The organism is Actinomadura sp. 7K507, from assembly GCF_004348425.1.
GTDB lineage: Bacteria > Actinomycetota > Actinomycetes > Streptosporangiales > Streptosporangiaceae > Spirillospora.
In genome coordinates, this window is sequence record NZ_SMKK01000365.1 from 1 (window position 1) to 6,446 (window position 6,446).

Annotated in this window: 7 protein-coding genes; 3 read left to right on the plus strand and 4 right to left on the minus strand. The window is 71.1% G+C overall.

Annotated elements, in window-relative coordinates:
• Positions 1–146 precede the first annotated feature (146 nt).
• Both E1285_RS42370 and E1285_RS42375 read left to right on the plus strand, forming a co-directional pair.
• On the plus strand, positions 147–860 hold the full coding sequence (locus E1285_RS42370) for an ABC transporter ATP-binding protein (protein WP_132160500.1): 714 nt from the start codon (positions 147–149) through the stop codon (positions 858–860).
• Complete coding sequence (locus E1285_RS42375; RefSeq protein ID WP_132160502.1) at positions 857–1,546, plus strand: hypothetical protein; 690 nt, start codon at positions 857–859, stop codon at positions 1,544–1,546. The genes E1285_RS42370 and E1285_RS42375 overlap by 4 nt, the downstream gene beginning before the upstream one ends.
• A gap of 45 nt (positions 1,547–1,591) precedes the next feature.
• On the opposite strand, the gene E1285_RS42380 is transcribed toward E1285_RS42375, so the two are convergent.
• The 3 genes from E1285_RS42380 to rlmN all read right to left on the minus strand — a co-directional run bounded on the left by E1285_RS42380 (position 1,592) and on the right by rlmN (position 4,202).
• Entirely contained in the window at positions 1,592–2,419 is an 828-nt protein-coding gene (locus E1285_RS42380; protein ID WP_132160504.1) for a YwqG family protein, read from the minus strand.
• Positions 2,420–2,482: 63 nt separating this feature from the next.
• Positions 2,483–2,989: a DivIVA domain-containing protein gene (locus E1285_RS42385; RefSeq protein ID WP_132160506.1), complete on the minus strand. Its 507-nt coding sequence runs from the start codon at positions 2,987–2,989 to the stop codon at positions 2,483–2,485.
• A gap of 67 nt (positions 2,990–3,056) precedes the next feature.
• A complete protein-coding gene (gene rlmN, locus E1285_RS42390; RefSeq protein WP_132160508.1) occupies positions 3,057–4,202 on the minus strand; it encodes a 23S rRNA (adenine(2503)-C(2))-methyltransferase RlmN in 1,146 nt (381 codons plus the stop codon).
• A gap of 114 nt (positions 4,203–4,316) precedes the next feature.
• Between rlmN and E1285_RS42395 the strand changes: the two genes are divergently transcribed.
• Positions 4,317–5,462, plus strand: coding sequence for a suppressor of fused domain protein (locus E1285_RS42395; RefSeq protein ID WP_132160510.1), 1,146 nt, complete (start codon positions 4,317–4,319; stop codon positions 5,460–5,462).
• A 15-nt stretch (positions 5,463–5,477) separates the two neighbouring features.
• Here E1285_RS42395 and E1285_RS42400 read toward each other — a convergent pair whose 3' ends face one another.
• The gene (locus E1285_RS42400) at positions 5,478–6,254 is read right to left on the minus strand and encodes a phosphatidate cytidylyltransferase (RefSeq protein WP_243723440.1); all 777 of its coding nucleotides are present in this window, start codon (positions 6,252–6,254) and stop codon (positions 5,478–5,480) included.
• Between the last annotated feature and the right edge of the window lie 192 nt (positions 6,255–6,446).

Sequence of the window (6,446 nt, forward strand, 5' to 3'; positions counted from 1 at the left end):
TTCCCCTTCTGTCTCCCCGGCGGCGGCGATCTTGGCCACCAGGCGGTGTTATGGCTGATCGCCCTGTCGTTGACGGGCTGTGGGGGCGTCCCCGGCCGAGTCGGCTAACGGCGTTCTTACGCGCCGGTCCCTACTCTGCGGTTCTCATGCGGCTGGAAGGTGTGGCGTTTCGTTACCGCCGGAAGAACCCCTGGCTCCTCAGGGACGTCACGTTGTCACTTCCTCCAGGCAGCGTTACCGAGGTGACCGGACGCAACGGCGCCGGGAAGTCCACCTTGCTCCGTGTGATCGCCGGTCTGCGCAGGCCGCGCGGCGGCGTCGTCAAGGACAGGCCCGGCCGGGTCGGGTACGCACCCGAACGCTTCCCGGTGGACCAGCCGTTCACCGTCCGCGCCTACCTCGGCCAGATGGCCGCGATCCGCCGCGTCCCCGCGGATGCCATGGACACATGGGTGCGGCGGCTCGGATGCGATCACCTCCTGGACGTGCGGCTTCCCGAGCTTTCGAAGGGCAGCGCGCAGAAGGTCGGCCTCACGCAGGCCCTCATGGCCGCCCCTGGTCTCCTCATCCTGGACGAACCGTTCGCCGGCCTGGACGCGGCAGCACGCGAAACGTTACCCGCGTTGATCTTCGAGCTCGCGGACGCGGGCACGATCGTGGTCGTCAGCGACCACCAGCGCTGCGTCGAGGCTCTCCCCGGCATCGACCGGCTGCGCGTGGCGGAAGGAACCGTGACCCGCCTCCCCTCCGGGGCGACCCCATGGACCCTGCTGGAGGTCGAGGTCCCCGAGGACGAGGCCGATACCGTGGAGACCAAGCTGCGCGCGGACGGCTACCGGGTGCGGAGGCCCGAGCGATGATCGCGCTCGTGCGGTTCCAGGTCGCGGGCTATGTCCGTTCGCTGCGCATCCTGCACCCCTTGATCGTCGTGGTGCTGATCGTGGCGCTGGTCCTCATCCAGGGACCGGGCGGGCCGGACGCCGCCGGCCTCGCCGTCGGGACGTTCGGGGACGTGGCGGCGTTCATGGTCCCCATAGGGGCCTGGGCGGCGCGCGCCCTCCTCGACACCCAGCCGGACGAACAGCGCCTGCTGACGGCCACGGCGGCGCGCCGCCCGTCCATGCCCACGTGGGCGGGGCTGCTCGCGGCCTACTCCGTGAACCTGTTCCTGGGCGTCGTCGCATTGACGGTTCCTCTCATCCAGGCGATTCAGGCCGGTTCGCCAGGAGGCGCGATCCTGGCTGGTTGTGCGCTCTACCTCCTCGCCGCCGTCCCGGCCACACTCGTCGGCGCTTGGACCAGCCGCGCCCTGATCCCCGCTCCCGGCCTATCCGTGCTGGCGCTCCTGAGCGCCGTGACGGCGCTGGTGCTCCTCGGCATCGGCCGGTTCGCGTGGCTCTCCGTCCCGGTGATCGAGTGGCTCCGCGCCGCCCATGGCGGCCCCGGCGAGTTCACATCGAGCTTCCCCTCCATCGCCCTCCATCTGGCACTCTGGTCCGCGGTCGTCGGCGCCGCCTACGTCGCGACCACCCGACACCGCCTCTGACCACCCGCCTCCTGACATACGGGATCGGCGAGGCGTTGTGGCGCCTCAGGTGGCTTGGAGGGTCAGCCAGGTTTCCTCCAGGGGGTCGGTCGGACGGGCGCAGAAGTAGAGGCGGCCGGGGTCGCCCCAGTACCAGCCGAGGCGGTGGTCGGAGTCGAGTTGGAGCAGGAGGCGCCACTCCTCGACCGCGCGCTGCTCCTCCGGGGACAGCGGAGGGGGATGCAGGGAGTCCAGGGGGCGGCCCGTGGTGGCGTACAGGCAGTCGGGGCCGATCGGGCGCTGGACGAGTGATGGCCAGCCGCCCAACTGGTGTGCGGGCATGTCGCCCGGCCAGTTGTGCTGCGACCAGGCGGCGTGCAGTTGTTCATAGACGGGCAGGAAGCCGCTCCAGGCGGCCTCCAGGCGGCGCGTGGCGGGCTCCTGGGGCGAGGGCAGGGAGAGGAACGGCGTCGCGTGCAGGCGCGTCCGGGGATAGGTCGAGGCATCCGGTGGCGGGGTCGCGCGCTCGAGGTCGCCGGTGAAGATCCGCCAGCCGTCCCGTTGCGCGGCCGCGTCGCCCCAGGGGCGCGGGATCTCGCTGGCGTAGTAGAACGCGGCCTCGCCCGTCGACGGCAGGCCGGAGATCTCGCCGAAGCGGGTGAGGTCGGTGAAGTCGATCGCGCCGAGGAAGTCGAGGGGCCGGCCGTTCCACCGCGGCCAGGGCTCGCCCGGCGGCAGCATCGGAAGACCGCCGAGATGGACGGGTACCTCGCCCTCCGCGCCGAGCCTCAGCGCGGGCCTGGCCAGGGACAGCAGGGCGGCGGTGGTCTCGGAGGCCAGGAAGGCGGCGAAGAGCGAGCGGAGCCGGCCGTACTGTGCCGCGAAGTGATCCATGCACGTAGCGTCACCCGCCGCGAAGGCGGCCCGCAGCGTCCGGCCAAATTGTGGATAACTTCGTCAGCGGCGTTCGAGGGCGCCCGCGAGCTGCAGCAGGAAGCGGTCGACCTCCTGCTCGTCGTAGCCCGGTCCGAGCCGGACGATGCGGAAACTGCTCTCCCGCACGTCGCGGGCGGTCACCGGCGGGGCGATGCCGCGCAGCCCGGCGACCACACGGTCCAGGAACGCGTCCACGTCCCGGACGTCATAGCCCGAGCGCAGGCCCGCACCGGGAAAGCGCGCGTTCTGGATCCAGTTGATCAGCCAGCCGGGTTGCGCGCGGGACCGGCCGGGACGTTCGCCGATCGGCGCCGCGGCCTGCAGCTCCCTGATGCACTCGCGCACCAGTTCGTCGACGGCGCGGGGATCGTAGCCGCGCAGGACCACGTCGAAGCGGGTCTCTCGCACCTCGTCCGCGGACATCGGCGGTCCGCCGTTCAGCGCCTGCGAGATCCGCTGCAGCAGGGTATCCACCTGCTTCCGGTCATAGCCGCGCAAAGCCACCGGCAGCCGCGCACCTGTCCTCACCGGCACCGTGCTCCTCAGCCCGCATCCCCGCGGCCGCGGGACGCCAGGGACAACGCCCGCGGCGCGCTCAGTCCTTGGTCGACGCGGCCAGCTGACCGCAGGCCCCGTCGATCTCCCTGCCCCGAGTGTCGCGCACCGTGACCGGGACCCCGTGGGCCTCCAGCCGCCGGACGAACTCGCGTTCGTCCTCGGGCCGTGACGCGGTCCACTTGGACCCCGGCGTTGGGTTCAACGGGATCAGATTGACGTGTACGAGATTCCCGCGCAAGAGCCTGCCCAGGAGATCTGCCCGCCACGCCTGGTCGTTGACGTCCTTGATGAGCGCGTACTCGATCGACACTCGCCGGCCGCTGCGTCCGGCGTAGGCCCAGGCGGCGTCAAGGACTTCGGCGACCTTCCAGCGGTTGTTGACCGGCACGAGCTCGTCACGGAGCTCGTCGTCGGGCGCGTGCAGGGACACCGCCAGCCGGACGGACATGTCCTCGGCGGCGAGCTTCTCGATCGCCGGGACGAGCCCGACCGTGGAAACCGTCACCGAGCGCTGGGAGATGCCCAGGCCGGCGGGCGCGGGGTCGGTGATGCGGCGTACCGCGCCTATCACGGCCTTGTAGTTGGCCAGTGGCTCGCCCATGCCCATGAAGACGATGTTGGACACGCGTCCGGGGCCGCCGGGGACGCGCCCGCGAGCCAGAGCGCGCGCGCCGGCGGCGACCTGCTCGACTATCTCGGCCGTGGAAAGGTTTCGTGTGAGCCCCGCCTGACCCGTCGCGCAGAAGGGGCAGTTCATGCCGCACCCCGCCTGTGACGACACGCACATCGTGGCGCGGTCCGGGTAGCGCATCAGCACCGACTCGAACAGCACGCCGTCGAACGCCTTCCAGACGGTTTTCAGCGTCGTGCCGTCGTCGCAGTCCATCTCCCGCACCGGGGTCAGGAGCGGCGGCAGCAGCTCGGACACGAGCCGCTCGCGGACGGCGGCGGGCAGATCCGTCATCTCCGCCGGATCGTCGACCAGGCGGGCGAAGTAGTGCCGCGACAGCTGGTCGGCGCGGAAAGGCTTCTCACCCAGCTCGGCGACCGCCTCGCGGCGTTCCGCGGAGGTGAGGTCGGCGAGATGCCGCGGCGGCTTGCCGCGCCTCGGGGCGGCGAAGACCAGCTTCGCCGGGGTCTTCTCGGACGCGGAGCCGTCGGTGGCGGGCGGGGTGGTAGACATGGTCCTACCAGTGTCGCAAACACCGGCCCGTGCATCGTCCGTCCGCGGACACGCCCGCTTGCCCGTACCACGACATTCCTGCACATGACCTTGTGTGCGACTAAGGTCTCGATCATGTCGGTATTGCGCAGGGGGGCCGCCTCGTCCCGGAGGTCCGCGGCCACGGTCGTCCACGCTGCGGCCAGCCCGTACGGTAGTCGGCGGCTCACCATCGAGACCGATGGCGACGTCACCGCGGCCTACCTGAAGGACGCACGGGACTCGGTCGTCGGGGCGGCCTGGGTCGGGAACCACCGCAAGGCCCCGCCGGAGCTCGACCGGTCCCGTCTGGAGGCGGGCCGTGCCCCGATCCTGCCCGAGTCCCATGTCCGCCATCCGGAGGGACGCAAGGCGCTGGACACCGAGGGCCTGGAGGTCGTCTGGTTCGAGGAGGGCGACGGGGTCGCCGTCCTGGAGGCCGGCGACCCGCTGTTCGTGATTCCCGGCTGGTCCGACATGGGACGCGGCATCCCCGGATACGCGCGTGACGCGACGCGGCAGAGCCCCTTCGCCTTCCCGCTGGAGGAGGAGGTCGAGGACTTCGGGCCACGGATCGACCGGGCGCGCGAGCACTGGAAGATGTGCCGCGCCGACGACTCCTGGGCAGAGTTCCAGCAGTCGGTGCTAGGCCATCTGCTGCAACGCCTCGGGCCCGGGGGCCACTACTGGCACGATGTCGGCCGCCAACTGGGAAGCGGCCGCACGGGCGTGGCCCCGACCGTAGGAGTGTCCGAGCGCCCGGCACGGGGCGGCCGCGAGTTCACCGTGCTCAGCACGGTCGGAATGTGCCGCCAGCGGATGCCCACCGTCGAACTGTACGAGGACGACGTCACCCCCTACGGACGGATCGAACTGGCCGTCGCGAGCACTCTTCCCAGCCAGCGGGCGGGCAGCATCTTCCCGTGGCTGGCGCAGTACCCGTGGCGATCGGTGACATGGTTCGCCCCCGGAGACGTCGTCAAGTGGTACCACGAGTCCCGCACGTTCCCCCTCGGCACCGACGAGGCGAAGTGGGAGGGCGTGCTTCTCCTGGACGATCCGAGCCGCCTGGCGGGTCCTGACGGCCCCGCGTTGACCGGGCTGACGCTCAGCGGCGACCCCGTCCGGTGGCTGTGGCTCGTGCCCATCACAGGCGAGGAACACCGCTACGCCAAGAACGAGGGCTCGGACGCGCTCATCCGGCGCCTCTCCCAGGAGGGCCGTTCCTGGATCGTCTCCTGACGACCTGGCTCGGGGCTAGCTCGGGACGAAGAGCTCCAAGAGGAGCCAGACGACGGGGGCCGTCGCGACCAGCGAGTCGAGGCGGTCCATCACCCCGCCGTGGCCGGGGAGGAGCGTTCCCATGTCCTTGATCCCGAGGTCGCGCTTGATCATCGACTCGACGAGGTCGCCCGCGGTCGCGGTGACCACGGCGGCGAGGCCGACCAGCACGCCGTGCCAGATCTGGCCGCCGTCCAGAAGCCACCACACCAGCCAGCCGCCGACGAGCATGCACATGACGGCCGAGCCGGCGAGGCCCTCCCAGGTCTTCTTGGGGCTGATCGTGGGCGCCAGCTTGTGCCTGCCGAGGAACGCACCCGCGAAGTAGCCGCCGATGTCGCTGGCGACCGTGACGGCGACGAAGATGACCGTGCGGTGGTCGCCGTCGCCGGGACGCATGAGCAGCGCGACGATCCCGCCCATCAGGACCAGATACCCGGCCACGAGCGACCCGGCGGCGACGTCGCGAACGTATCCGTCGGCGCCCTCCAGCATCCGCGTCATCAGGACCGCGAGCACCGTGAGCGACACCGCCGCGACCGCGGCGGTGGGTCCCCACACATAGGCCACGACCGGTGTGCCGACCATGCCGGTCGCGACCGCGATGAACGGGACGACGATGTCGCGGCTCTTGAGCGACTCGGTCAGCTCGCGCATCCCGAGGAAGAGGAACACGACCATCACGGCAAGGAAGATCTCCTTGACCGTGTAGAGAGAGAGCAGCGTCAATGCGCCGAGGCCGGCACCCACCACGACGGCCAGCGGAAGGTTGCGGCCGGTCTTGCCGTGCCGTTCGCCCTCGGACGCTCCAGCGGAAGCGCCCTCGGGGTCCGCGTCATCTGGCGACGCGTCAGCGGGGACATCACCAGCGGGGGACGCACCACCAGGAGACGAGTGTGCGCGCGCGCCGGCGGAAGGAGCGGGGGTGGGGTCGGAGGAGGGGGC

Coding starts and splice junctions, on each gene's coding strand:
- E1285_RS42370 (WP_132160500.1), top strand. CDS start 147: ATGCGGCTGGAAGGTGTGGCGTTTCGTTACCGCCGGAAGAACCCCTGG.
- E1285_RS42375 (WP_132160502.1), top strand. CDS start 857: ATGATCGCGCTCGTGCGGTTCCAGGTCGCGGGCTATGTCCGTTCGCTG.
- E1285_RS42380 (WP_132160504.1), bottom strand. CDS start 2,419: ATGGATCACTTCGCGGCACAGTACGGCCGGCTCCGCTCGCTCTTCGCC.
- rlmN (WP_132160508.1), bottom strand. CDS start 4,202: ATGTCTACCACCCCGCCCGCCACCGACGGCTCCGCGTCCGAGAAGACC.
- E1285_RS42395 (WP_132160510.1), top strand. CDS start 4,317: ATGTCGGTATTGCGCAGGGGGGCCGCCTCGTCCCGGAGGTCCGCGGCC.